26 protein-coding genes are annotated in these 24,982 nt (G+C 64.1%); 12 read left to right on the plus strand and 14 right to left on the minus strand.

The window, feature by feature from the left end; genetic code table 11:
* Positions 1-3: 3 nt before the first annotated feature.
* On the minus strand, positions 4-3,018 hold the full coding sequence (gene traA / locus HL653_RS03410) for a Ti-type conjugative transfer relaxase TraA (protein ID WP_171743266.1): 3,015 nt from the start codon (positions 3,016-3,018) through the stop codon (positions 4-6).
* 173 nt (positions 3,019-3,191) lie between these two features.
* On the opposite strand from traA, the gene traD reads away from it, so the two are divergent.
* Positions 3,192-3,449 carry a conjugal transfer protein TraD gene (gene traD / locus HL653_RS03415; RefSeq protein WP_171743267.1) on the plus strand — a complete coding sequence of 86 codons (258 nt, stop codon included), beginning with the start codon at positions 3,192-3,194 and terminating at the stop codon, positions 3,447-3,449.
* 85 nt (positions 3,450-3,534) lie between these two features.
* Positions 3,535-3,759: a conjugal transfer protein TraD gene (locus HL653_RS03420; RefSeq protein WP_171743268.1), complete on the plus strand. Its 225-nt coding sequence runs from the start codon at positions 3,535-3,537 to the stop codon at positions 3,757-3,759.
* A gap of 21 nt (positions 3,760-3,780) precedes the next feature.
* Here the strand turns inward: HL653_RS03420 and HL653_RS03425 are convergent, their stop codons facing one another.
* From HL653_RS03425 to HL653_RS03435, 5 genes are all read right to left on the minus strand, one after another.
* On the minus strand, positions 3,781-4,743 hold the full coding sequence (locus HL653_RS03425; protein WP_171743269.1) for a nucleotidyltransferase: 963 nt from the start codon (positions 4,741-4,743) through the stop codon (positions 3,781-3,783).
* A gap of 98 nt (positions 4,744-4,841) precedes the next feature.
* A complete protein-coding gene (locus HL653_RS24085) occupies positions 4,842-5,045 on the minus strand; it encodes a hypothetical protein (RefSeq protein ID WP_253717489.1) in 204 nt (67 codons plus the stop codon).
* Positions 5,046-5,055: 10 nt separating this feature from the next.
* Positions 5,056-6,090 carry a HEPN domain-containing protein gene (locus HL653_RS03430; protein WP_253717496.1) on the minus strand — a complete coding sequence of 345 codons (1,035 nt, stop codon included), beginning with the start codon at positions 6,088-6,090 and terminating at the stop codon, positions 5,056-5,058.
* 87 nt (positions 6,091-6,177) lie between these two features.
* On the minus strand, positions 6,178-6,357 hold the full coding sequence (locus HL653_RS24090; RefSeq protein WP_253717498.1) for a hypothetical protein: 180 nt from the start codon (positions 6,355-6,357) through the stop codon (positions 6,178-6,180).
* Complete coding sequence (locus HL653_RS03435) at positions 6,354-6,998, minus strand: hypothetical protein (protein WP_171743270.1); 645 nt, start codon at positions 6,996-6,998, stop codon at positions 6,354-6,356. The genes HL653_RS24090 and HL653_RS03435 overlap by 4 nt, the downstream gene beginning before the upstream one ends.
* Positions 6,999-7,133: 135 nt before the next feature.
* Between HL653_RS03435 and HL653_RS03440 the strand changes: the two genes are divergently transcribed.
* From HL653_RS03440 to HL653_RS03460, 5 genes are all read left to right on the plus strand, one after another.
* Positions 7,134-7,340, plus strand: coding sequence for a ribbon-helix-helix domain-containing protein (locus HL653_RS03440; RefSeq protein WP_216599944.1), 207 nt, complete (start codon positions 7,134-7,136; stop codon positions 7,338-7,340).
* A gap of 368 nt (positions 7,341-7,708) precedes the next feature.
* The gene (locus tag HL653_RS03445; protein WP_171743271.1) at positions 7,709-8,497 is read left to right on the plus strand and encodes a class I SAM-dependent methyltransferase; all 789 of its coding nucleotides are present in this window, start codon (positions 7,709-7,711) and stop codon (positions 8,495-8,497) included.
* A 242-nt stretch (positions 8,498-8,739) separates the two neighbouring features.
* Positions 8,740-10,092, plus strand: coding sequence for a S41 family peptidase (locus tag HL653_RS03450; RefSeq protein WP_171743272.1), 1,353 nt, complete (start codon positions 8,740-8,742; stop codon positions 10,090-10,092).
* A 79-nt stretch (positions 10,093-10,171) separates the two neighbouring features.
* Positions 10,172-11,098 (plus strand): phosphotransferase enzyme family protein, encoded by a 927-nt coding sequence (locus tag HL653_RS03455; RefSeq protein ID WP_171743273.1) that lies wholly within the window; start codon positions 10,172-10,174, stop codon positions 11,096-11,098.
* 178 nt (positions 11,099-11,276) lie between these two features.
* Entirely contained in the window at positions 11,277-11,660 is a 384-nt protein-coding gene (locus HL653_RS03460; RefSeq protein WP_253717973.1) for a GFA family protein, read from the plus strand.
* Positions 11,661-11,722: 62 nt separating this feature from the next.
* Here HL653_RS03460 and HL653_RS03465 read toward each other — a convergent pair whose 3' ends face one another.
* The 4 genes from HL653_RS03465 to HL653_RS03480 form a co-directional block, all read right to left on the minus strand.
* Complete coding sequence (locus HL653_RS03465; RefSeq protein ID WP_171743275.1) at positions 11,723-12,739, minus strand: hypothetical protein; 1,017 nt, start codon at positions 12,737-12,739, stop codon at positions 11,723-11,725.
* 383 nt (positions 12,740-13,122) lie between these two features.
* On the minus strand, positions 13,123-13,263 hold the full coding sequence (locus HL653_RS23940; protein ID WP_216599945.1) for a hypothetical protein: 141 nt from the start codon (positions 13,261-13,263) through the stop codon (positions 13,123-13,125).
* A 173-nt stretch (positions 13,264-13,436) separates the two neighbouring features.
* The gene (locus tag HL653_RS03475; RefSeq protein ID WP_171743276.1) at positions 13,437-13,742 is read right to left on the minus strand and encodes a type II toxin-antitoxin system RelE/ParE family toxin; all 306 of its coding nucleotides are present in this window, start codon (positions 13,740-13,742) and stop codon (positions 13,437-13,439) included.
* Positions 13,739-14,044, minus strand: a complete 306-nt coding sequence (locus HL653_RS03480) for a type II toxin-antitoxin system RelB/DinJ family antitoxin (protein ID WP_171743277.1) — start codon at positions 14,042-14,044, stop codon at positions 13,739-13,741. Before HL653_RS03480 ends, HL653_RS03475 begins: the two co-directional genes overlap by 4 nt.
* A gap of 547 nt (positions 14,045-14,591) precedes the next feature.
* Here HL653_RS03480 and HL653_RS03485 point away from each other — a divergent pair.
* On the plus strand, positions 14,592-14,807 hold the full coding sequence (locus HL653_RS03485; RefSeq protein ID WP_021316615.1) for an AlpA family transcriptional regulator: 216 nt from the start codon (positions 14,592-14,594) through the stop codon (positions 14,805-14,807).
* Positions 14,804-14,998 (plus strand): helix-turn-helix domain-containing protein, encoded by a 195-nt coding sequence (locus HL653_RS03490; protein ID WP_171743278.1) that lies wholly within the window; start codon positions 14,804-14,806, stop codon positions 14,996-14,998. The genes HL653_RS03485 and HL653_RS03490 overlap by 4 nt, the downstream gene beginning before the upstream one ends.
* Here HL653_RS03490 and HL653_RS03495 read toward each other — a convergent pair.
* Positions 14,973-16,310, minus strand: a complete 1,338-nt coding sequence (locus tag HL653_RS03495; protein WP_253717500.1) for a site-specific integrase — start codon at positions 16,308-16,310, stop codon at positions 14,973-14,975. The genes HL653_RS03490 and HL653_RS03495 overlap by 26 nt on opposite strands.
* A gap of 411 nt (positions 16,311-16,721) precedes the next feature.
* On the opposite strand from HL653_RS03495, the gene HL653_RS03500 reads away from it, so the two are divergent.
* The 3 genes from HL653_RS03500 to HL653_RS03510 all read left to right on the plus strand — a co-directional run bounded on the left by HL653_RS03500 (position 16,722) and on the right by HL653_RS03510 (position 19,826).
* Positions 16,722-17,738: a zinc-dependent alcohol dehydrogenase family protein gene (locus HL653_RS03500; protein ID WP_171743279.1), complete on the plus strand. Its 1,017-nt coding sequence runs from the start codon at positions 16,722-16,724 to the stop codon at positions 17,736-17,738.
* 110 nt (positions 17,739-17,848) lie between these two features.
* Positions 17,849-18,679 (plus strand): SDR family oxidoreductase, encoded by an 831-nt coding sequence (locus HL653_RS03505; RefSeq protein WP_171743280.1) that lies wholly within the window; start codon positions 17,849-17,851, stop codon positions 18,677-18,679.
* Positions 18,680-18,800: 121 nt separating this feature from the next.
* On the plus strand, positions 18,801-19,826 hold the full coding sequence (locus HL653_RS03510) for an aldo/keto reductase (protein WP_171743281.1): 1,026 nt from the start codon (positions 18,801-18,803) through the stop codon (positions 19,824-19,826).
* A gap of 88 nt (positions 19,827-19,914) precedes the next feature.
* On the opposite strand, the gene HL653_RS03515 is transcribed toward HL653_RS03510, so the two are convergent.
* From HL653_RS03515 to paoC (HL653_RS03525), 3 genes are read right to left on the minus strand one after another with little or no spacing between them, the layout of a single operon-like run.
* Positions 19,915-20,532 carry a cysteine hydrolase family protein gene (locus HL653_RS03515; protein WP_171743282.1) on the minus strand — a complete coding sequence of 206 codons (618 nt, stop codon included), beginning with the start codon at positions 20,530-20,532 and terminating at the stop codon, positions 19,915-19,917.
* A gap of 14 nt (positions 20,533-20,546) precedes the next feature.
* Positions 20,547-22,742: an aldehyde oxidoreductase molybdenum-binding subunit PaoC gene (gene paoC, locus HL653_RS03520; protein ID WP_171743283.1), complete on the minus strand. Its 2,196-nt coding sequence runs from the start codon at positions 22,740-22,742 to the stop codon at positions 20,547-20,549.
* A gap of 22 nt (positions 22,743-22,764) precedes the next feature.
* Complete coding sequence (gene paoC / locus HL653_RS03525) at positions 22,765-24,978, minus strand: aldehyde oxidoreductase molybdenum-binding subunit PaoC (protein ID WP_171743284.1); 2,214 nt, start codon at positions 24,976-24,978, stop codon at positions 22,765-22,767.
* Positions 24,979-24,982: the final 4 nt, after the last annotated feature.

Raw genomic sequence — 24,982 nt, forward strand, 5'->3', positions numbered from 1 at the left:
GGTCTAGCGTTCCATGCCGCGGCTCATGTCGCGGCCATGATCGAAGGGGATGGAAGCGGAGAGGTCGCGACCGATGCTCCGGCCCATGTCCTGACTGATCTCAAGGCCAAGCTCCCGGCTGCGCAGCCCCAAAACCGATTCAAGCTGGGCGTCGCGCTCAAGGCTTTTCGCCATATCGGCGATGTGCTGCGCGGTGGTCTTGGCCGCCCGGAAATTGCCGTCGCGCACAAGCTCCTGATGCTGGCGCTGCAACTGCTGCCAGCCCTCCACGAACCTGTCTGCGCGCTGGAAGGGATCGATGCGGATTTCCGCCTCCGCCTGCATCGCGCGCACGGCGTCATGGCCGCGCCCTTCCGCCGCCTCCCGGATCAGTTCCGGGCCTGCCCGGAACGCGCTGTTCAAATCGGTGGAGCCTTCGGGCCGGATTGCATCGAGGGCGTCGCGTGCCTTGTCCAGCGCCTCGCGCTGGTGGGGCATGGGGTCGATGCCCTGCACGCGCGTCTGCCGGATCGCGTCCACCGCCTTGGCGTAGCGCTCGACCGCCCCGCGCAAGCCGCCCGCGCGCATAGGCTGCGGGTCATGCTCGCGCTGCTGCTGGCGGGCGGGATCGTGGACAGGCGCGGAAGCAAAACGGCCCAGGTCCAGACCGTCGAACATGCTGCGCTCGGGTGCAGGCGTGGGCGGAACCGCGCGATCCTGACCGGGCAGCGAGAGGCGCAACCCGTCGAAGATCCCGCGCGCCTTCTCCACCATAGGCCTGACGATTTCGGCCACCCGTTCGCCGAATGTGACGCCGCGTCGCTCGGCGAACTGCTGCGCCGGATCGACTTGGCGATAGTCGCTCGCCATGTCCTTGGCGCGCTCTCGGGACAGGGTGCGGACAAGCCGGGAATCGTCCTTGAAATCATCCCGCCCATAATGGAAGTCCACACCCTCCCGGTGGCGCGTGAGGACGACATAAGTTCCGTGCCTGTCCATCCCCGGCGTGGCGAGCGCATGGGTGCGATCGACACTGACGGCCTGCGTCTTGTGGATCGTGGCCGCATAGCCATGATCGAGGTCACGATAGTCCTTCAAGTCGAACGATACGGAGCGCCCGTCATCGGTCCGCACGGTCATGCTCTGCGCGTTGACCCGCTCGATGATCCCCAGCGTGCCGTTCTTGACCTCAAGGCTGCGTTCGTTGCGCCGGAACATGACGCGATCCCCGGATGCAAAGTCACGGTCGCCGTTGGCGGTCTTCACCCGCGCATCGTCGCCCAGCTCGCCCGCCTCGCGGCGCTTGTCGCGCGCCATCTCGTTGAGCGTACGCACCTCGTCATTGGTATGGGTGAAGATCATCCGCGTCTTGTCGGGTTCGGCCCGCCGCGCCGCGTCCCAACGGTCGATCAGATCGCCACGCGCCTGCTCGCGGGTTTCGGCGGCGTGGACCATGCCGCGATCCGCATAGGCCCGGATCGCCTCGCCGGTCCGGCCGGTCGCTAGATGCCGGGTCGCGTCCTTCTGCCAGTCCTCAAGCTGGCGGCGGATTTCGGTGATCTCGACGCCGCCATGCCGCTCATGGATGGCGCGGAACGCCGCGCCCGCTTCGATCGCCTGCAACTGCTCGGCGTCACCGACCAGCACAACCTTCGCGCCCGCCGCTTCGGCATGAGATAGCACGCGCTCCATCTGGCGCGTGCCGACCATGCCCGCCTCGTCGATCACCAGCACGTCGCGGGCAGTCAGAAAATCGCGCCCATTGGCCCAACCATATTCCATGCTGGCGATGGTCCGCGAGGCGATATCCGAACCGTTCTCCAGCCCCTCCGCCGCGATGCCCGACAACGCGACCCCGCGCACCTCGAACCCCGACCGCTCCCACGCCTCCCGCGCTACGCCCAGCATCGCGCTCTTGCCGGTGCCTGCGTAGCCCACGACGATGCTCAAATCCCGATCGCCGGTCACATGCTCGAACGCCGCGCGCTGCTCGCCAGACAGCAACAATCCGCGCCCCTCCGCACTGGTCAAAGCCGCTTCGCGCGCCTTCTCGTCGGCACGGTGCCGTTCGCGCTCCGCCATCAACTCGCTGGCGCGCTGCAACCGCTGCTCGGTGTCGATCATCTCGCGGCTGGTGAACCTGTCATCGCCGCGTCCGTCCTTGCCCAGCGCGATCAGGTCGAGCGAGGCACGAACCGCGCTCATTGCTCGGTCATACTGGTCCTTGCCGTCGCTGTGTCGGTGAACGAACATCGCAAGGTCGCGATTGGTGAATGTCGCCTGATGATGGGTGATCGCATTGAGCGCCACGGAAGGATCGGCGATGATACGTTCACCGTTCCGCTCGGCGACGGCGCGGTGATCCTCGATCCGCTCGGACTCAAGGCCGCGTGTCCCCATGCGCGACGCGGCGGGGCCGATCTTGTCTTGCGGCTCTAGGTCGATGCCCTGCGCCTCTAGGGATCGGTGATCTATGCGGGCGTCGATATCCAGTTCGGCAAGGCGGGCGTTGACGTGATCCGCCCAACGCTCGCGCCATTGTTCGACAAGCTCGGTCCTGTTCCAGTCGCGGACCTTTGCGCCGAAGCCGTCTTCGCCGACCTCCCTCATGGTGAGCATGACATGGGCATGGGGCTTCGCCAGCTTGTCCGCGCCAATGTCCCAATGCACATTGAGGTCGGCGATCATGCCGCGCTCAACAAACTCAGCGCGCACGAAATCCTGTGCCAGCGCGACGCCCTGCTGCCGGTTTAACTCGCGCGGAATGGCGAACTCGACTTCCCGCGCTAGCTGTGCGTCCTTGCGCTTCTCGGTCGCCTCGACCTCGTTCCAGAGGGTCGCGCGATCCGAGAAGCGTTCGGGCGCGCCTTCGGGCAGGAGGATTTCCGAATGGACGACGCCCGCCTTGTTCGTGAAGTCATGGTCGCGGTCTAGGCGATCGTCGCGCAGCCGCTCGGCCGCACGATAGGCCGCCGCCGCGACGGCGCTGCGCCCTCGCGCGCGGCCAATGACCTGAACGGAAAAATGGAAGATCGCCATAACGATCGTCCATTTACTATCTCAAGCGTACGTCGGCACGACGTATAAGCGCGCCCTCCTCGAATAAAATCCGAGCAGGGACTAGGCGGTGTCATCCTGTCCCAGCGACTCTACTGCACTACGGCTCACCTTCTTCTATCATGGCCACATCGTCACTCAATGGAGACTTTACGATGCGCAAGCCCAAGGACTTCGATACGGAACTCAAGGCGCTCGCCGACAAGACGAAGGCTATCAAAGAGCGCCGCGTGCGCCAGCTTGGCGAACTGGTCGCGGCAACCGGGGCCGATGCGCTCGACGCCGATCTGTTGGCTGGGCTGCTGCTCTATGCCGTCGCCAGCAAGGATGTTGCCACAAAGGAGGGCTGGCGCAAGGCGGGTGTGGCCTTCTTTCAAGGCAAGGCACGCCAGCCTACGCCGCGACCTGACTAACAGCCGGAAGGCGCTCACCCGCTCCAAGGCGGCGCGCCATCGCGTTGAGGCAGCAAAGGCGAGAACCGACACACGGGAATGGGTGATGAAGCGGCGCGAGCGCACACGCCACTTGATCGAGTTGGGCGGGCTGGTCGTGAAGGCGGGGCTGGTCGATCTGGCCGACGATGATCGCGCCACGCTCTACGGTGCGTTTCTCACCGGGGCGGAGAGGTTGCGCGGCGAGGAACGGGAGAACGCGCTGGCGTTGTGGAAGCGCAAGGGCAAGCGGGCGTTTGAAACGGAACAGGAGGTCGCTGAACGTCAATGACGTGTCGGCTTTTGCTGCCCGTCAGGGACACCTAACCTTGGATGTGGCAGGAACGCCAGCGTCACTGCCAGCCGCCACGGCTTCCAGCGCCGCGATACGGTCGCGGGAAAAGGACAGGACTGCCTGCCCAAGCTCAGCAATCCGTTCGGCGAACCAGTCAAGTTCTTGCCTGTCTACGCGGTAATTCATCGAGACACGCGCCTTGAAATACGCGTTTCTGAGCGTGTCGAATTTGGCTCTTTCGAGTCGCGTGCCGGTTGGCCATATATGGCACAAGCGTCTGTCGAGGCGTTCAGCTTGCGACCGAAGGAACGACAGATCCTTGATGTTCGGGCTATAGAGCTGCCCGACCAGCAGCGAGCAGCGATAGAGTTGTTCCGTCGCCTGATGGAACAGGAAGGCCGCCATCCGGCTTTTGCCTTGCGCTGCCGCTTCCTTGGCGAAGGCATGATAGTCGATCGCGCTCGGATACCATTCCGCGAAATAGGCCTGCGCCGCTCTCAACGCGGCATCGGGCGTTTTTGGTTTCGGCTTGAGCAAAGGGATGTCGTCGCTTTGATACAGCGCTATGCCCTCCCGCGCGATGTCCATCATGAAATCGCGGCCATGGGCGAGGCAGTCGTTCACGTCCTGAAGCGAATGAACGATGAAGGCGGCGGACGTGCCGATGGATCGTGTGATCGACATTTCACGCAGCAGCCGTTCTTCCGCTCGCGCCCAATAGCGATGGCGATGGGTCAGTTCCGGCTGGTTGACGATGATGAGAAGGTCAAAATTCGATCCGGAACTTTCGTGATCGCCGAGCGCGTCGTCCCGATCTTCCCGGACATGACGACCATAGAGGATGATCTTGAGTATCCGGCCAAGTTTGCGTTGGCCGTCTGGTGCGCCAAGGGCGTCGTCGAACTCCAAGAAGAGAAGCCGCACGATGCGGTTCAGGTCTCGACGCATGGGCGGTGGGAGATGATCTATGTCTGTCCTCATTCCTTGATCCCTGATCGGCATGATAAAACGCAAATAAGAGAGCATCGCATGAAAGGCGGAAAACACGGGGTCGAATTCGACGCGGAACAGGGCAGCGGTTAGCGCGGCACTTCCAACCGCACGCTACCGTCCGGCTCCGAACGATACTCGACCGTCGCTACGATCGGCGGGCGGCTCTTGTCGCAGTAGCGCACGGCGATGATGCCTTCCCGGATCGCAGGACACAGGCCGGAGCCATAGAGAATGTCCGCCAGTGCGTCGAAGGTCGTCGCCTTGGCGCGATAGGCCCCTGTCCAACGCACCGCCCAAATCTCATCGTTGGCCTTGACCCGGTAGCCAGCCCTCTGCGCAACGTCCATGACCGCGCCAAGCACCGTGTCCGCGCGCACGTCGAAGTCCAGCACAGCGGACAGGTCTGCGGGTTTGGAACGGACGGCCTGCGCGGATTTCATCCGCCATAGCGTTGCCTCCGCCCCGGCCATGAAAAGGCACAGGCCGATCATCGCCCAATGGCAGATGGTCAACCCAGCGCTTGAGCCTGTCCGACCGCCAGAAACGGCGAACCGGAATGAGCGGATTCCACCGGCCGCGTGCAGGAGCAGCACGTCGCACGATCCGCCACGTCCGTTGCAGCATGTTTGCACGGTGAGCAGGCCGGGAAACGGCTATGGCCGTCCTCTGCTCCGTTGGTGGCGAAAGCATCGGCGCTGGCAGGCTTGCGGCAAGCGAAGCCTGATGATCCGCGACGGCACACGCCGCGCGTTCCGCCAGTATCTCCACCCGCGCGAACGCCCATGACAATTCCTCGCCCGAAATGCGGTAGGATCGCCCATAGCGTGCCTCGACATAAGCACGGCGGATGCAGCCGAACGCGCGACGCTCGAACCGGCTGTCTCGTGGCCATGCCAAACACAGGTGCGGGTCCAACGCTTCCGCCGCCTCGCGCAGTTCATCCAGCGCATGGGTACGCGGAGCGTGCAGGCTGATCGACCGCAACACGGACAGATAGAAATGCTCGCACGCCTGATGCAGCATCAGCGCCGCCATCGGCGGATCTCCCCGGTTCCGGTAGAAAGCCGCGCCCGCCAAAAAGCCGGTTCCACGCCTATGCCACAGGATGAACTCCGCGACGCCCCGGATAGCGCGTTCCCGCATGGGAAGATGGCGCGGCTCGTGCAGGCGCAAGCCCTCCATCTGGTAGAGCGCGATACCCTGCTCGGCGATGGTGACGAAATAGGGATTGCCATCGGTCAAAGCGCCTTTCACCCGCTCAAGGCTTTCCACAGACAGCCGCACCGGGCGGGTGATCTCGCCATGCTCCCATGCGCGGCGCAGCCGGTCGCGCACCAGCCGCCAGTCGCGTTCGCTGCGGGCGAGGCGGGAATAGTTGACGATGGCCAGTAATGGGAACGCTTCCCCCGGCGCGACCTCCGCCTAATCCTTTTCGGCATGGGGACCGTGCAGGATCAGGGTGAGGATGCGGCCCGCCCGGAAATGTTCGGAGCATCGGCCCTTGGTCGTTTCCTCGAACGTCTCGAACAGGATTGTGGTGATATGGAGAAGCTCATAACGGATTGGGGCGGGCAGATGATCGGCGTCGGTGCGCAGCATCATGACCGCGCCTCCTGTGGGCGAAGCCGACAACCCTTCGGGCGCGGATGGCCGGTCACGTCGTGCACGCGGTCCACCAAGGCGCGCACAAGGGGCTTGATCGTGGCGGGGATGAATCCGCCTGTCCGGGGCCGGTCTTCCTCCCACTCGTCATAGTGATAGCCCCATTTCCAGTAGGGCGAGAGAACGATTGCCAGCCGCGCCATGTCGGGGCAGTCATGGCCAAAGCCGCACGCATTGGCGTAGGTCAGCGCCTTGGCGATGTCCTGCTTGATGTGGCGGGCGTTCCACGCATCGGCAAAGCCCACGTCGAGCAGATAGGCGCACAACGCTTGCTGACATACGAAACCGGCTTGATGCAGCGCTTCTTTGGGCTGTCGTGGGGCGGCGAGAAAATCCGCGTCCAGCGCGAGCATCCAGCGTTCCGCCTTGTGATAGCGGAAGCGGCTGACGCTCCGTCCCTCTTTCGTGCGCGCAAGCGTCACGGGTTCGTCTCGATAGCGTTGGTGAAGCGTCGCCAGCGCACCGCTCCAGGGCGAGGCAATCGCCGACGCGGCAACCGGCGCTATCGTCAATCCGCGCAGCAAGGCGCGGCGGGATGTGCTGATCTTCGAATCACTGGACGGAAATTCACGCTTCGCCATTGCCGCGCCTCCATCGGCTGAGCCTTTGAACTGCGTCTCGCCGCCCAAAGACTATCCGATATCGGTTATAACCCTAAAGAAGGCTATTTATCAATAACCGATATCCCTTATCAAACTTGCGATTGAAAGGGCGCTATGGCCGGTTACGACACTTCCATGGGAAGACCGCCGCTTGGAGTGAAGACAACCGTTGTTCGTCTGCCGGATGGCTTGGCGGAGCGAATAGACGATCTGATCGGCCCCAATCGGCGCGCCCAGTTCATCCGCGAAATCGTGGAAAGGGAGGTCGAGCGGCTGGAAAGCGAACGCGAGGCAAAATCAGGCAAGCCGCCTTCGACCTGACGGAAAACCCTCAGTCGGCGGTTGTCGGGCATTTCGTAAATCCGACAGTAATTTTCGGACAGTTTCAGCGAAACTACGGCCGCGCAGCACCGGTAATCTATGCCACCAGCCCAGACACACTCGGCTCCTGACGGAAATTGATGTGGTCTACGTCGCCGCAAATGTTCACGTTTTTCCATGTCCGAGTAAGCATTGTGGGAATTGGCGATCGGGAATAGCTTTCGGGAAAGCGAGACCCACGGGGCGTCCGTCATGGCGATCGGCGCGATCGGATTCCGGTCACACCTTCCCAATCGAAATAGGCGAAGCGTTGCTCCATACCCGTAAGCGCGCGATGAACCGACCCGCAGTTCACGACCGAGGGCATCATGGCCGAAAGTGAGCAAGGCTATCTTCGCGATGTTCAATATCGCTTTCCCGACCGGCTCAAGGCGCGGTCGATCCTGCATACCCGATATGGTCGGGGCGACTGGTTCGAGTGGTTGGCCGCCAACATCCCCCTGCCTACGGGCGGCCTGATTGCCGACGTAGGGTGCGGTGCTGGATCGTTCTGGACAAACGCGCCGCAAAGCGTGCCGTCCGATCTGAAACTGCGTCTATTCGATATTTCCGAAGGCATGGTGGGCGCAGCGCGTACCTCCATTGCCGCCATGCAGCGGTGGCATGATGTTGAGGCTTCCGTATCCGACGCGGTTGCGCTTCCGATGGCCAGTGCCAGCGTGGACACAACGATAGCCGTTCACATGCTCTACCACCTCGCGGACCCTGCTTCCGGGTTAAAGGAAATGGCGAGGGTTACTCGCGAAGCCGGTGCTGTAGCTGTGGTGCTCAACCCGGCAAACACGATGATAGAGCTTTCGGAGTTGGCGCGGGCACCGTTCGGAGGCGAGCGTGATCCACGATCGGAGCCGCTGTCATCGGAGCAAGGGCTTGCGCTCATGCAGGGCGAGTTCACCAAGGTCGATGTGGTTAGATATGATGACGAACTGCGTGTCACCGATCCTGTCGATCTATTAGGTTATCTCAATAGCTTGCCGATCGCCGACAAGCCGGGCGTCATGGAGAAGCTAGCGATTGCCGTTGAAGAGGCTTTCCGCCGAACGGAGGGGGGTTTCACCATCACGAAAGCATCCGAACTGCTTATAGGGCACAAATAGCGCTCTGCCCGGCTGTCTCCCAAAACCCGTTTCCATTCGAGACGGTCTTGGCGGTTCCTAATCGGGAAAGCTGGTGCAGCGCTACGCAGCATCGTAGGCGTCAGCGGATCGAGCCAAGCCGATGCAGTATAGGCGTGAAGGGTGGAGGAAATCTGTTGTTCAAAGGAGCCGCACTAATAGCCTCGCTTCTCGTCGCGACGGCCGCCCTTACGAAGCCGCCCCCTGCTCAGAATTGGGCCGCGATGGCAGGGGAGGATATTGTCGCCGCTCACAACATTATCCGCGACAATCATCCCGGCCCGGTTGATACGCAAAACCCTAGGTTCAATGACTGGCTTGAGAAAGGTCGATCACTGGGCCTTGCGAGGGCTAAGTTGGCAAAGACCGAAAGCGATTACTGGCGGGCGCTGACTTTCTACATCAACGGGTTTCAGGACGGACACCTCACAGTCCGGCGCAATGGCAGCGTGACCCAAGTCTGGCCCGGCTTCCTGACCGCCACCGATGCGTCGGGGGTTACACGCATCACCGTCAGCACGATCGCGGCGGCTCCGATCGGCGCACGAGCGGCAGAGTGCGACGGTGTGCCGTCCACGCGCCTGCTGGACGAGCGGGTCCATCCATACCTCACGAACGCTGGCATAGCGCATGAGCGCCTGCTTACCGCTTCTTACCTGTTCGTTGGCGAGGCGAGCGATCGGCCGAAGCTGATGAAGGCTTGCAGGATCGAGACGGGCGTCGGTGCGCCGCGTCGTATTCTGCTGGACTGGAAACCCATCGACAAGGCCGACCTCGCGCAACGGCTTCCTGAAGCGCAAGGAAGGGTGGAGCCGCCCTTGGCTGTGCGCCAGATCGACGGGGTGTGGTTCGTCTCCCTGCCATCCTTCAACTGGTGGGGCGATCAGGCGGCCAAGATGCAGGCGATGGTGGAGGAGGTGAAGCGGCAAGCTGGCACGCTTCATTCCGCTTCCCAAGTCGTCATCGACGTTCGAGGTAATCCGGGCGGAAACAGCCAGTGGGCCCGCGAGATCGCATCCGCCCTATGGAGTGATAACGCCGTCTTGGCGATCACCAATAGCTTCGATCAGACGGTCGATTGGAGGGCATCGGCCCAGAACGCCCAGCTCACTCGCGCATCTGCCGCTCGCTCAATGGCGGCGGGGCTGACCGAGGATGCAAGAGGCCGCAACCGTGTCGCCGACCAGATGGATGCAGCAAGGGCCAAAGGGCAAGACTTGTTCACCGACGCCGAACTACCGACGTCGCGCGGCCTTCCGTCAGGTTACACGTCGCCGTTCAAAGGCAAGGTGTTCTTCCTCACGGACATGCGATGTGCCAGCGCCTGTCTGGATTTTGCCGATGTTGTCACCCGCATGCCGGGGGTCACGCATATCGGCCAGCCGACCTCGGCCGATACCGTTTACATAGACAACGTCGAGATACCGCTTCCAAGCGGTGACGCCCGGCTAAGCTACTCACTTAAGGTCTACCGGCACAGGCTGCGGGGCAGCAATCAATGGTACACCCCAAAGGTGGTTTGGCCGGGAGGGCAGATGACAGATGCCTCTGTGGCACGATGGGTTGCTACGCTCTGAGTTGCTGACAATCTGGGCTTTTACCGAAGCATCATTGTTTGAGGGAGAAAGCATAGATGTGCGAGATGGACCAATGGATGTGGTCGCCGCCTTCCCGTTCGATCATCCGGGCGAGCCCGTGTCGCTCTACGACTATGCGCCCGTGCTGCGTGTTCGTGATCGTCGCGGCGATTGGGTTCTGAAGCGAACGGGGCTGGTCCATTCGGACGGCGAGGCGATCGGACATTGGCTGACGGCGCTACAAGGCTTGGGCGTCGATGTGGTGGCCCCGGCAGCGCACCTCCACCCCAATCCCCGCCGCCTTGATGACGGCAAGGAGTGGGTGGTCTATCCCTTCGTGTCGGGCACCGGCTACCATGCCCATGAAAGCGAGATTGCCGACGCCGGTCGTTTGCTCGGCCGGATGCACGCGGCCGATTTGCCCGAGGCGAATGACTTGGCGATCTACAGTGAGCCCGTGGTGCGAGATGCCGAATGGATCGAGCCGCACCTTGTTTCGGCGGAAGATGCCATCGAAACCGCCGGTGCGGATCGACACGCATTCCGGGAGGCGACGCTGGCACGCCTTGCCACGGCCAAACCCGTCATGGGTTTGCCGCTCGCCGGGTGCAGCTTCGACTTCAAGGCGTCGAACCTCGTTTTCAGCCCGAAACCCACGCTGGTCGATCCGGACCATGCGGCACGGATGCCAAGGCTCTATGACCTCGCGGTCGCGCTGCTCCTGTTCCACTGCGACCTCTCCACCGCTCCCGGTCGATTATGGACGCCGGCCGAGTGGGCGGCCTTCTTGATGGGCTATGCCGAGCATGTCGCCTTCACTGACGCGGAACTGGCGGCGTGGTCGTCGATCCTAGAACTGGCATGGCTCGATCAAGGCGTCTGGCTTTTGGGAAACTGGCCGGAGGGGTGGGCGGACGCGAAGGATCGCGCATACCTTTTGGACGTAGCCACCTTCGACCCGGCGATGTTCCTGCTAACGCCTCCCGATCAGACCTTGAGCGGTTAGCGCACTTTCCCGATCAACGATTTCAATTGGGAACGGAGATGGCCGCGTCCGGCACGTTGCGAGGGCCGAACGGATGTGGAATGCTTCGGATATGACCAGTTCGGGTGGATGTCAGTGCGGAGCGGTGCGCTTCCGGGTTGAGGGTGCCCTGGAAGAGGCTTCTATCTGCCATTGTCGCATGTGTCAGAAGGCCACTGGTGGACTGTTCGGGCCTTATGTCGGAGCGCCATTCGACGCGGTGATTTGGACCCGAGGACAACCAAGCTATTTCCAGAGTTCCAACAAGGTGCGTCGCGGATTTTGCGGAGCCTGCGGGACGCCTCTCACCTTTGAGTATGGCGAAGGGCATATCAGTTTCGCACTTGGTGCTATGGATGACCCACGATCAGTAAAGCTGAGCGAGCAACTTGCTTCGCCTGAGCGGATCGCCGATTTTGAAGCACTAGCCGGTCTACCAGAACATTCGACCGACGAGCCGCGAGCGGCTGCTCACTTGGCGAGTATCATTTCCTTTCAGCATCCTGATTATGACACCAGCGATTGGCCCCTCGATCGTAAGTAGCGAGCTGATCGCCGGGACGCGGCCTTTCCCGAAATTCGATCCTAATTGGGAAGGCTGCTTGCCTAATTGGTGCGATGGCCTAGCCGCCAGATGAGAAGTCGGATGAACGGTTCGGGGTCGTCGAGGCGGAATGCGATCCTGTTGAACGGTTCTCGCTTCTTCAGGAACGAGCGACGAGGCAATGGGCGATCCAACCGCAGCATGATGTTTGGCCAGGCCAGCAGCGCCGCGTTGAGGGTTGCGGAGGCGCGCACCTCTTCCCCCGTGAAATTGCTTTCGATGGCGACGATCGCGTCGAGCGGAACGAGTTGGTCGATCAGGAAGCCAGCTCGTACCCGCACTCCCTCCGGCGTCAGCAGCACCGGCCTGAACCGGAACGACTTGATAACGCCGACCAGATACACGAAACCTACATCGCTCAGGATGAACATGACGACCGAGGCAATGTGGCTCCAATGCCCGATCAGCAGATGGTAAACAGCAATCTCGATCGCCGAAAGGACCAACAGCATGACGCACATCGGCGTCAGGTGCTTGTGATAGGCAAAGGCGTGTGCGTTCGTGGGCACGTCCGCTGGCCCGCCCCAGCGGAACAACGCCATGTGGATCACGGTCAATTCCGCTGCGGCCAACCTAACAAGCGCTGGCGGGAATATCTCCGATATGGCGGATACCCACTGCTCCCTCCGATCGCTGCTCAGCCTGCTTAGCACCCGACTCGCCCGGGCCATGGCCCACGCAACATGGCCGACAACGACAACCACCATCATGAGCGCCAATGCGGGCGTTTCCAGCAGCACGCCACGAACCGGCGAGGGTAAACCCAACCAGACGGTAAAGCTCGCTCCGGCCAGTACGCCCAGAACGGCGCGACACTCCGGTTTTCCCGATGAACGGGCAAGTAGCGCCAGCATCAGCGTGTCCGAGACAATCCAGAGGGATAGGACCAGCGCAACGAATGGATAGGATGCTGCTAGCGGTGTCCGTACCGCCATTCCGGCCAAGGCTATGATGCCGAAAGGCGCCACCTTTGCAGCAATCTGCCAACGATTGAAACCGTCACTGGTCCGGGTTGTCATTCAACCCCCTGTCTGCGTGTGCGAATGGCCGAGCGCTGGCCATCGGTACTGTTACTTCAACTCTGCTAACGGGACTAAACGAGAAAATGATGGAATGATGGAATAACGAAAAACAGACCACCCGCTATTATGGTCGGGTCGCGACATACCCGACGCATAAACCACCTTGAAAGCCTATATGCTCGAAAAACTGCGCACGCGGGGGTCCGTTTTACCACTTTGCATCAAGACATGGTGACAATCGACTTGCCAAGCGTGTTCGAGCGCCGCTGTTACGACCGCACGACCAAATCCTCATCCCTGATAGTCAGGATGCGTGGCGACATTCTCAAAAAGCCATGTTGCCGACCTCCCCGAAGGAGATTTGGTGCAGTTATTAGGGTTCAAGTCGCAGCAACCCCTTTATCCCCGTCGGCGACGAACACTGCAATCGTCTGGCTCTCGATTGTTTCCCGCCAAATCTGCTTCGCCCGGCCGAGAGATTGAACAGCGGGACTAAATCCAACGGCTTCGAACAGCTTCAACAGGCTGCGCAAATCCTCCATGCAGGCGTGACGGACGCGGGGCATTATACACCGTTCATACACAAACGGGCTTTGACCCGTGAGGCCAAATCGAAGCAGGCGCACGCGCTCCCGCCCCCTCATGTCGAAAATCAGGTAAATCCGTCAGAGGCCGCTGGTGGCGTTCAACGGTGTTATTCCAGCCCGAAATCCGGGGGAATGTCGTGGGGCCACATGCGCGCGCCATGGATCACACGAAGGATGCGGACTGTATCCCCGATGATCTGATAAGGCGCGACATAGGGCGTGCGCGCGATTACCAGTTCGCGCGTGCCTTCGATCCGGCCCGGCCGCCCACTGTTCGGGAAATCTTTGAGGCGCTGGGCCGCTGCTTCGATCCGCTCATCCACATCGGCGGCGGCTTGAGGATTATCCTCGGCAATCCAGACGAATATCGCCATACGGTCGGTCGCGGCGCGATTGGACCACGCGAGTTTCATTGCACCGGCTTGATGCCCTTTCGCGCGTTCGCGCGAAGCTCGGCGAACCGCGCGGCAACCTCTGTATCGTCAATGTCAGGCCGATCATCGTCCAGCGCTTCCTGCACCCGCGCCCTGAACCACTGGTCATAGGCTTGCCGCTCTACCAGCAGTTCCATGGGCGCAACGCCTTCGCGAGCGGTGCGGGTCAGAAGGATGCGCACGGCGTCCGATACTGTAAGCCCCATCCGCTCGAACACGGCGGAGGCACGGTCCTTCACGTCCGAATCGATTCGGGTCTGAATCAGGGCATTGTTGGCCATGGGATCACTCCTTCGATCCGATTGTAATTCAATCGCATGACAATTGCCATCGGGAAACTGCAAAGCACTGTGATGCGAGTATCACCAAATGTGCAAATCGGCATTGGAATGCCGAAAGCGGCAGTATAGTGCCGACTTCCGGAACTCCATTTCCTATCCCCTTGCGCGCCGGGAAAAAGCGAGACAGCATACACACAGGAGGCATAGCACAAGACGGCTTGGCGGGTCGTCAACAAGAGGTCCGCCATGGCGTGCGACTCGAACAGGTCGATTGCTGTTATCGCATGGGCTGAACGCCCGTCGCATCCTTTGCGGAAGCACTGCGCCACGCTGTCGTGGCCCAAGGCACACGCCGATTGCTGCCCATGGCCGCCGATGATCCGCCGTTGCCGCCTATCACGGGAAATCGCCGCCTTTTACCGACATTTGCCGCCGTAGGCCCGCCACAGCGCTATGCGCGCCGAACGCCCCTTGCGGGCTGAGGGGCGGCCCGCATTGTTCAACTTCATGGGGAAAGAGACAACTGGCGAATCTATGGAATAAGTCGATGTCCAACACCGATCGTATCATTCGATTGAAGACCGTTCTGGCCCGCACCGGGCTTTCCCGCTCCACCCTTTACCGCAAGATTGCGGACGGCACGTTTCCCGCCCAAATCAGGATCAGCGTTCATGGCGCTGGCTGGCGGGAATCATCCGTCGAACGCTGGATGGCCGATCCGGTCAGCTATCGCGAGGAACGAGCCGGGAGCCATGCCCAATGACCGCGCTCCCGCCCCCCGAACCGATCTGCGTCCGCGTCAATGAGGCGGCGCGCATGATCGGTGTCGGTCGCACCAAGCTCTATGAGCTGATCGCGGCTGGCGAGGTCGAAACGGTGAAGCTCGGCAAGGCTACCCGCATCACCACCGCCAGCCTGCACGATCTGGTCAGGCGGCAACGCGGAGCGCTGTAGGCTCGGACGCCGTTCCAGCGGCGTCCTTCGTCTTGCCGTTCTGCGTCTCCGGTCGGTCCAGATACTCGGACCAACGCGCCATGAGGCTGCGCCGCTTATCGAAGAAGTCGGTGCGGCGATAGGCGGCCTCAACCTTGTTGGGCAGCTTGTGCGCCAGCGCCTTGTCGGCAACCTCCTTCGGGAAGCGGGTCCGTTCCGATGACCAGTCGGTGAAGGCGGAGCGGAAACCGTGAACGGTCACGCCCTTGATGCCGTCATCACGCAGCAGCTTGGTCATGGTCATGTCGCTGATCGGCTTTTCGCCGTCATTGGAGAACACAAGGCCGGTGTCGCTGCTACGCTCGTTCCACCGCTTGCGCAGCAGCGCCACGGCGGGCGCGGACAGCGGCACGACATGGGTTTCGCCCGCCTTCATGCGCTCGCCCGGAATGGTCCAGATAGCCTTGTCCAGGTCGAACTCGGTCCAGACGGCAAAGCGCGTCTCGTTCGAGCGCACGGCGTTGTAGATGGTGAAGCGCAGCGCGTCCCGCCCGGTCGTGGGCGAGGCCGCCGCCAACTTCTGCATGAGCGCGGGAACCTCCGCATAGGGCATGGCTTCCAGATGCCCGCCCTTGTCCACCTGACGGGGAAGCCCCTTGCGCACGGAGCGCAAGGACACCTCGCCGGGAAGCCATCCCTTGATGTGGGCGAAGTCCAGCACCGCGCCAATGCGTTGCAGCACGCGCCGCGCGCTGTCGGGGATGGTGAGCCAGATAGGCGAAAGCACTTCCACCACGCACGCGCTGTCCACCTGATCCACCGGCTTGGTGCCGATCATCGGAAAGACATGGTTCTCGAAGCTGGAAATCCAGTTGGCGTGCCGCTTGTTCTTCCAACCCTCTTTCAATGCCTCATAGCAGTCGCGCGCCGCCGTCTCGAAGCTCGGCACCACCTTGCGCGCCTTCCGCCGCTCCGCGACCGGATCGGCACCCTCGCGGACCTGACGGCGCAGCGCCGATGCGGCATCGCGCGCTTCGGCAAGCGACACGTCCAGCGCCGATCCCAGCCCATAGTCGCGCCGCCTGCCGTCCTTCTGCATCCGCAGCACCCATGTCCGCGCGCCGCTGTCCTTGACCAACAGGCAAAGCCCCCGGCCATCGACATGGCGACCGGGCTTTGCGTTCTTCACTTTCAATGCTGTGAGTGCCATCGGTTCGGTTCCCTGTTTGGGCATTGCGGGCGTTCCCACACTTTTCAGCGGGGATATGGTCCCACAATCGTTCCCACATTTTGCGCCAAATTCAGGCAAACCGGAGCGACCGACCGCGAACACCTTACAAGACAAATGCTTGATTTTACAGTGTAGTTAGAGACGCCCTGAGCTTGCTTGACACAAAAGTTCTACACTCGTAGGGGTCACCAGCTTGATTTTGCTGGGGTTTTCCGGAGTGCGGCGATATGTCAGCCGACGCGGGGATGGTTTTCCTCCCCGCATTTTCTTCATCCCCTGCGATTTCACCCCCTCGTCGCCCACGATAGGCTCTGCCTTCGCCGGCCCGCGCGCGTCGATTCCGCCCGCATTGATGAATTCCCCACATGACGGCATCCACCCAGCCGCGGCTAATCCGATCGGGCCGGACCGGGTAGATCCTCCTCTTCCTGCGCATCCCGGCGTCACGCCGGACCGCGCCGTCGATCGGCCGGGCGCCCCTCGCCCGCCGCCGCAACACCGAGGAGACACCGCATGCTGGGCACCGTCATGTATGGAAAGGGCGACGTCCGCTTCGAGGAGCGGCCCGAGCCGGAGATCCTGAAGCCCACCGACGCGATCATCCGCCTCTCCGCCGCCTGCATCTGCGGATCGGATCTGTGGCCCTATCGCGGCTATGGCGACAGCGCCGAGCCCAAGGCGATGGGCCATGAATATTGCGGCATCGTCGAGGCGGTCGGCAGCGACGTGACAACCGTGAAGCCCGGCCAGTTCGTCGTCGGCTCCTTCTGCCTGTCCGACAACACCTGTCCGCATTGCCGGTTCGGCTTTCAATCCTCGTGCGAGCAGCGCGAGTTCATGACCGGCGCGCAATCCCCGCTCGCCCGCGTCGCGCTGGCCGACGGTACGCTCGTCGCGCTGGATCATATGCCGGACGAGGACATGATCCCGCACCTGCTGGCCGTGTCCGACGTGCTGGGCACAGGCTGGTATGCGGCCGACGCCGCGCGCGTGCAGCCCGGCTCCACCGTGGCGGTGGTGGGCGACGGCGCGGTCGGCCTGATGGCCGTCCTCGCCGCCAAGCAGATGGGCGCCGCGCGCATCATCGCGATGAGCCGCCACAAGAGCCGCCAGGATCTCGCGCTGGACTTCGGCGCGACCGACATCGTCGCCGAGCGTGGCGACGAGGGCGTCGCCAAGATCAGGGAATTGACGAAGGGCGTCGGCGCCGATGCCGTGCTGGAATGCGTCGGCATGGAGGAATCCATGTGGCAGGCGATCAACGCCGCCCGCCCGGGCGCGATGATCGGCTATGTCGGCGTGCCGCACGGCGTGGAGTTTGACGGCCAGAAACTGTTCTTCGCGCAGAAGGGTCTGATGGGCGGCCCCGCCCCCGTCCGCCGCTTCCTGCCCGACCTGATCGATCGCGTGCTCCGCCGCGAGATCCAGCCCGGCAAGGTGTTCGATCAGGTGCTGCCGCTCGCCGACGTCGCCGAAGGCTATCGCGCGATGGACGAGCGCCGCGCGATCAAGACGCTGCTGCGCGTCTGATCGCGGGGCTGCCGGGCGCACCAGCCCCCCATAGCGCCCGGCAGCCCGAAATATCGACGTTCACGATTCGCCGCCCCACCCACGCGCGGCGCCGGATTGAGAGGAATGTGATGACGAAGACCGTGATCGTGGTCGTCGGCTCGGGGCCGCTCGGCGTGGCCATCGCCCGCCGGACAGGCGCGGGCCAGCATGTCGTGCTGGCCGACGTGCGGGCGGAGACCGCACAGACGGCGGCCGAGAGCCTGCTCGATGCCGGCTTCGAGGCCAGCACGGCGGCGGTCGATATCGCCTCGCGGGAATCGGTTCAGGCACTGGTGAAGACGGCGACGGCGATCGGCCCGATCACCGGCCTGATCCACGCCGCCGGTGTCTCCCCTTCGATGGCCAGCGCCGAGGTGATCCTGCGGATCGATCTCTACGGCACGGCCGTGCTGCTGGAGGAATTCGGCAACGTCATCGCGGAAGGCGGCGCGGGCATCGTGATCGCCTCCCAGTCTGGACACCGCCTCGCCGCACTGACCCCGGAAGAGGATACCGCGCTCGCGCTCACCCCTTCGGAAGACCTGCTCGCGCTGCCGATGCTGCAGCCGGACGCGGTGACCGACACGCTCCACGCCTATCAGCTTTCCAAGCGCGCCAACGTGTTGCGCGTGAAGGCGGAGGCGCCGCGCTGGGGCAAGCGCGGCGCGCGGATCAACGCGATCAGCCCCGGCATCGTCATCACCCCGCTGGCACGGCACGAACTGACCGGACCGCGCGCTGATTATTATAACCGGATGATCCAGGGCAGCCCGGTCGGCCGCGCCGGCACGCCGGACGAGGTCGGCACGATCGGCGCGCTGCTGATGGGCCGCGACGGCGCCTTCATCACCGGCAGCGATATCCTGATGGACGGCGGCGTCACCGCTGCATGGTTTTACGGCGATCTGAAACCGGAGTGATGCGGCAATGAAGGGCGTCGTCCGGTTTCATGAATACGGGGCATAGGCCCATGCCGTTTCGTGCCGCTAATCCCATAGCCACCGCGCCTTATTTGCTGCCGAGCATCATTTGGAGGACGCAATGGACACCCGCACGCTCGGTAAGGATCTGACCGTCTCGGCCCTCGGCTTCGGCTGCATGGGCCTCGATTTCAGCTATGGCCACAAGCTGAGCAAGGAAGACGGCATCGCGCTGGTCCGCCAGGCGGTAGATCGCGGCGTCACCTTCTTCGACACCGCCGAAATCTACGGCCCGTTCAGCAACGAGGAGATGGTGGGCGAGGCGCTGCGCCCCGTGCGCGATCAGGTGGTGATCGCCACGAAGTTCGGCTTCGACATCGATCCGCAGACGCGCGAGGTGCGCGGCGTCTCGAGCCGGCCGGAGAATATCCGCGCGATCGTCGAGCGCTCGCTCCAGCGCCTCGGCATCGAGGCGATCGACCTGCTCTATCAGCACCGCGTCGATCCCGACGTGCCGATCGAGGATGTGGCCGGCGTGGTCAAGGATCTGATCGCCGAGGGCAAGGCGAAGCATTTCGGCCTGTCCGAGCCCGGCGTGCAGACGCTGCGCCGCGCGCATGCCGTCCAGCCCGTGACGGCGCTGCAGAACGAATATTCGCTGTGGTGGCGCGCGCCGGAAACGAACGGCATCCTCGATGCCTGCGACGAACTCGGCATCGGCTTCGTGCCCTACAGCCCGCTCGGCAAGGGTTTCCTGACCGGCGCGATGAGCAAGGACACGCTGCTGGCCGACGATGATTTCCGCCGCACCTCGCCGCGCTTCCAGCCCGAGGCGCTCGCCCGGAACGAGGCGTTCGTCGATCTGCTGAAGCGCGTCGCGGCCGCGAAGGAGGCGACCCCGGCGCAGATCGCGCTCGCCTGGCTGCTCGCCCAGCGCCCCTCGATCGTGCCGATTCCGGGCACGACCAAGCTGCACCGGCTGGAGGAGAATATCGGCTCCGTCGCCGTCAGGCTCGACGCACGGGACCTGGCCGAGATCACCACCGCCGCCTCGCGGATCGAGGTTGCGGGCGATCGCTACAGCCCGGCCCATACGGCGATGGTCGGCCGCGAAGCCCCCGCGAAGGTGGCGGCACCGGCGGCCTGAGGCCGTCACCCGTACGACGAAGAATCCTTCGACGCGGCGCCATCGGCGGGGAAACCCGTGGATGGCGCCGCCCCTCCTTGGCGGGGGCTCAGGCGGTGGCCTCGGCCCCCGCCAGCTCCCCCAGAAACGCCTGATGCGTCATCGGCAGCGAGAACATCGGGAAATCCTTCTCGATCGCCACGCGCTGCTCCTCCTCGCCGATCGTGGCGCAGCAATCGGTGAGCGTCACCACGCGATAGCCGCGCTCATAGGCCGATCGCATCGTCGATTCGACGCAGCAATTGGTGAGGAAGCCGGCGATGGCGACATCGGTGATCCCGCGCTGGCGCAGGATGAAATCGATATTGGTGCTGGCGAAGCAATCGAGCCCGCGCTTGCCCTCGACGATGATCTCGCCGTCCTGCGGACGCATCGGATCGGCGATCTCCGCGCCCCACGTCCCCCGGCGAAACGCCTGCGCGGCCAGCACGCCGGCGAGGATGCCGTAGGGCTTTTCCGGCATCTCGGGATAGCCGTCCGCGAAGGAGATCGGCACGTGCAGCACCACCGCCCCCGCCGCCCGCACGCCCTCCAGCAAGGCCACGCTGTTCGCCAGCATGCCGGTGGAGGCCATCACGCCCTTCACCGCATCATGCTGCGCGCCGCCCTCGGTGACGAAGTCGTTCTGATATTCGATCAGCACGATCGCGGTCTTGGCGGGATTCATGATGCTTCCTTCGGTCAGGCGACCGCCGGCAGGCGGTCCAGATATTTGTCGAGCGTCAGCGGATAGTCTCGCACGCGCGCGCCCGTCGCATTGTACATGGCATTGGCCACCGCCGCCGCAACGCCGGAAATGCCGAGTTCGCCCACGCCCTTGGCCTTGAGCGGCGAGGCGATCGGATCCAGCTCGTCGAGGAACACGGCGTCGAGATGCGGCACGTCCGCATGGACGGGCACTTCGTAGCTCGCCAGATCATGATTGATGAACAGGCCGAAGCGCGGGTCGATCGCCAGTTCCTCGGTCAGCGCGGCACCGATGCCCATCGTCATCCCGCCGATCACCTGGCTGCGCGCCTGCTTGGGATTGAGGATGCGCCCGGCCGCGCACACCGCCAGCATCCGCCGCACGCGCACCTCGCCGGTATAGGCATCAACGCCGACCTCGCAGAAATGCGCTCCGAACGTCTGCTGCTCATATTGCTCCTTCAGCGCGCCCCATTCGATCCTGTCCTCGCCCGCCAGCGCGCCGCCGGACAGCGCGTCGGCCAGCGGGCGGCTGTCATTGCCCACGCGCACATGCCCGTCGGAAAAGTCCGCCGCCGCCGGATCCAGGCCCAGCTTCGCGGCGATCGCCTCGCGCAATTTCACGCACGCCGCATAGACGCCCGAGGTGGACGAGGCCGCGCCGAACTGGCCGCCCGATCCCGCGGCCGTCGGGAAAAGGGAATCGCCCAGCGTCACGTCGACCGCCGCCAGCGGCAGGCCCAGCATTTCCGCCGCCGTCTGGCCGAGGATCGTGTAGCTGCCGGTGCCGATGTCGGTCATGTCGGTTTCCACCGTCAGCCGGCCGTTCGTCTCCAGCCGCACGCGCGCGGCCGACGCGATCGTCGGCGCCCCCCGGATCGCGGAGGCCATGCCCATGCCGACGATCCAGCGCCCGTCCCGCATTTGGCCGACCCGCGCACCGCGCCGCGACCAGCCGAAACGCTGCGCCCCCTCGCGCAGACACTCCACCAGCATGCGCGACGAGAAGCGCTTGCCGGGCTCGGCCGGATTGACCTGCGTATCGTTCAGGATCCGCAGCGCGACGGGATCCATGCCCAGCTTTTCGGCCAGCTCGTCCATCGCCACTTCCAGCGCCATCATCCCCGGCGCCTCGCCCGGCGCGCGCATGGCGCTGCCCTCGGGCAGATCGAGCAGGCCGAGGCGATGCGCGATCAGCCGGTGCACGCCGGCATAGAGCAGATTGCTCTGGTCGGCGGCCGTCTCCGCCATGCCGCCCGGCACATTGCCGGACAGACTCTCATGCGCGATCGCCGTCAGCCGCCCGTCGCGCTCCGCGCCCAGCCGGATGCGCTGGATCGTCGCGGGCCGATGCGTGGTGTTGTTGATCATCGCCGGACGCGGATGCGCCACCTTCACCGGCCGCCCCGCCGCGCGCGCGCCGAGCGCCGCCATCACCGCATCCGCGCCGACCGATCCCTTGCCGCCGAAGCCGCCGCCGATGAACGGCGTGACGATGCGGATCTTCTCCTTCGGCACGCCGAGGAGACTGCCGAGATCGCGCTGCGCCCAGCTCACCAATTGCTGCGCCGACCACAAGGTCAGCTCATCCCCGTCCCACGCCGCGATCGTGGCGTGGGGCTCCATCATGCAATGGCTCTGATCGGGCGTGTGATAGGTGGCGTCCAGCGTGACGGGGGCCGCCGCGAAGGCCGTGGCGAAATCGCCCACCACCGTATCGTCATTGCCCTTGGGCGCCTTCGCCGCCGCGCGCGTCGCCGCCAGATCGTAAGCGCCCGGCTGGCGATCGATCGACACGCGCACCAATGCGGCCGCATCGCGCGCCTGCTCGAACGTCTCGGCGACGGCGATCGCCACCGCCTGATGATAAAAATGCACGTCGGGTCCGGCCAGCACCGGGGCCTTGTAGAAGCCCGGCGGCCCCATACGCGGCACGTCCTGATAGGAGAGGATCGCCAACACGCCCGGCGCGCGGCGCGCGGCCTCCCGGTCGATCGCCGTGATCCGGCCCTTCGCCACGCCCGCATAGACGATCACGCCATAAGCGGGGGCGGGCGCCGCCTCGTGCTGCTCATAGGCGTAAGGCGCCGTGCCGGTCACCTTGCGGGGGCCGTCGATCCGGTCGTGCGGCTGGCCGATCACCCGCTGGCGATCGAAGGGGGTGTCGCCTACGGGTGTCTCATATTTCATCGTACGGCTCCCCTGCCCGGCCTCATGCGACCTGCGGCAGTTTCTCCAGATGCTTGTCGAGCGTGATCGGATAATCGCGCACGCGCACGCCGGTGGCGTTGTAGATGGCGTTGGCGATCGCCGCGCCCACCCCGCACAGTCCCAGCTCGCCCACGCCCTTGGCCTTCATCGGTGAGGATTTGTCGTCCGGATAATCCAGGAAGATCACCTCCTGGTGCGGGATGTCGGCATGGACGGGCACTTCATATCCGGCGAGGTCGTGATTGACGAACAGGCCGAAGCGCGTGTCGACCGCCAGTTCCTCCATCAGCGCCGCGCCCGCGCCCATCGTCATCGCACCGATCATCTGGCTGCGCGCGGCGATGGGGTTCAGGATGCGGCCGGCATCGGCCACGGCGAGCATCCGACGGATGCGCGTCTCGCCCGTATAGGCGTCCACCGCCACCTCCACGAAATGGGCGGCGAAGGTCGATTGCTGCCAGCGCTTGCCCATGTCGGTCGGATCGAAGCCGTCCTCGCCGGTGAGCGCGCCGCTCTTGGCCGCCTCGGCCAGCGCGATGCTGCGCCCGCCCGCCATCACCTTGCCGTCGGCGAACTGCGCCTCGGCCGAGTTGAAGCCGAGCTGCTGGGCCACGGCCTCGCGCAGCTTCACGCACGCCGCATAAAGGCCCGCGGTGGAATTGTTCGCGCCCCACTGCCCGCCCGATCCCGCCGAAGCCGGGAAATCGCTGTCGCCCAGCACCACCTTCACGTCGTCGATGCCGACGCCCATCATCTCCGCCGCCGTCTGGGCGAGGATCGTGTAGGTGCCGGTGCCGATGTCGGTCATGTCGGTTTCCACCGTCAGCGTGCCGTTCGTCTCCAGCCGGATGCGCGCGGCGGATTTGGTGAGCTGGTTGTTGCGGAAGCCGCCGGCCATGCCCATGCCGATCAGCCACTTGCCGTCGCGCCTCTGGCCCGGCTTCGGATTGCGCTTCGCCCAGCCGAATTTTTCCGCGCCCGTCCGCAGGCACTCCACATAATGGCGCTCGGAAAAAGGATGATCGGGCTTGGCGGGATCGACCTGCGTGTCGTTGACGATCCGCAGCTGGACGGGGTCCATGCCCAGCGCCTCGGCCAGTTCGTCCATCGCCATTTCCAGCACCATCAGGCCCGGCGCCTCGCCCGGCGCGCGCATCGCATTGCCCTCGGGCAGATCGATCACGGCGAGGTTCATGAAGGTTTCGCGGTTGGGTGCCGCATAGAAAAGCTCGGTTTGCGACACCGCCGTCTCGGGCTTGCCGTCGGGCAGGTTTCCGCTCGTCGAATTGTGCGCGATCGCGGTGAGCTTGCCGTCGCGCGTCGCGCCGAGGCGGACGCGCTGCATCGTCGCCGGGCGATGCGTGGCGTTGTTCATCATCAGCGGGCGCTGCATCGCGATCTTCACCGGCCGGCCGGCCGCCTTGGCCGCGAGCGCCGCGCACACCGCATCGGCGCGCACGAACAGCTTCCCGCCGAATCCGCCGCCGATATAAGGCGAGTCGATCCGCACATTCTCGGGCTTCAGCGACAAGGTCTTGGCGAGCGACGCCTTGCTCCACGCGATCATCTGGTTCGAGGTCCAGAGCGTGAGCTTCTCGCCCTCCCACGCGGCGATGGTGGCGAACGGCTCCATCATCGCGTGGCTCTCGTCGGGCGTCGTGTAATTCCGGTCGATCTTCACCGGCGCCGCCGCAAAGGCCGCCGCGAAATCGCCGACCTTGTTGACGGGCGGTTTCTTGGGATCGTCGGCGCCGTCCAGCGGCGCGTTCGGCGCCTCGCGCGCGAGATCGAACTTGCCGGGCACGCGGTCATAGATGGTGCGGATCAGCGCGCCCGCCGCGCGCGCCTGCTCGAACGTTTCCGCGACGACGACGGCCACCGCCTGATGATAATGCGCGACGTCGGCGCCGCCGAAGAGGTGCGCGATGTTCATCATCCCCAGCGGCAACGGCGCCGGATGTTCGAGCGTCGTCACCACCGCGATCACGCCGGGCGCCGCCTTGGCCGCGCTCGTGTCCATGCTGCGGATGCGGCCCTTCGCCACCGCCGCGCCGACGATATAGCCATAGCTCTGGTTCGCCGCGACATCGTGCCGCTCATAGGCATAGGGCGCCTGGCCGGTCGTCTTCAGCGGCCCGTCGATGCGGTGCGTCGGGCGGCCGACCACCTTGAGCTGGTCGATCGGATTGGTGCCGGCGGGTGCATTGAACTTCATGGGA

The sequence above is a fragment of the Sphingomonas sp. AP4-R1 genome (assembly GCF_013113735.1).
Classification (GTDB): domain Bacteria; phylum Pseudomonadota; class Alphaproteobacteria; order Sphingomonadales; family Sphingomonadaceae; genus Sphingomonas_I.